Genomic DNA, 599 nt, shown 5'->3' with positions numbered 1-599 from the left:
GTCAGCGTGATCCTGTCGGTTCCGCCGCCTGCCAGGGTGATGATTGTGTCAGCGCCGTTTTGGGAGATGACAAGGTCGGTGGTTGAGCTCACGCCCGCGACACCGCTCAGGTCGATCAGGTCTTCGTCGTCGGTGAAGTCCATTACCACGTCCTGGCCCCAGCCGCTGTCGAACACGAAGCTGTCCGCCCCTGCGCCACCGCCCAATGCGTCGTTGCCAGCCGCGCCGTTCAGCACGTCGGCCCCGTCCGCACCCAAAAGCGTGTCGCCCCCCACGCCGCCAAAGATTGCATCGTTGCCCGCGCCGCCAAACAGTGCATCCGCGCCGCCGCCGCCGATCAGCGTGTCATTGCCCGCGCCGCCGGTGAGCGTGATCGACACACCTGCCCCCGTCGCGTCGATCGTATCGTCGCCGGTGAAACCCACGACCCGCTCGACCCCACTCCAACCGCCGACCGCGATCGACACGCCAGCGGCCGCATAGATCATCGCCTTGTCATAGCCACTGGCGCCGCTGTCGTGCACCGCGTCGCCGCTTTCGCCAATGAACATGACGTCGCTGCCGTCGCCCCCGTCCATCACGTCATCGCCGGTGCTGCC

1 protein-coding gene is annotated in these 599 nt (G+C 67.1%); it reads right to left on the bottom strand.

Annotated elements, in window-relative coordinates; translation table 11 throughout:
* The coding region (locus MN188_RS17540; RefSeq protein ID WP_420839012.1) for a calcium-binding protein at positions 1 to 599 on the bottom strand (599 nt) is incomplete at both ends.

It is taken from the genome of Aliiroseovarius subalbicans (genome assembly GCF_022678625.1).
Classification (GTDB): domain Bacteria; phylum Pseudomonadota; class Alphaproteobacteria; order Rhodobacterales; family Rhodobacteraceae; genus Aliiroseovarius_A; species Aliiroseovarius_A subalbicans.
This window is presented reverse-complemented; position numbering and strand designations above follow the sequence as displayed.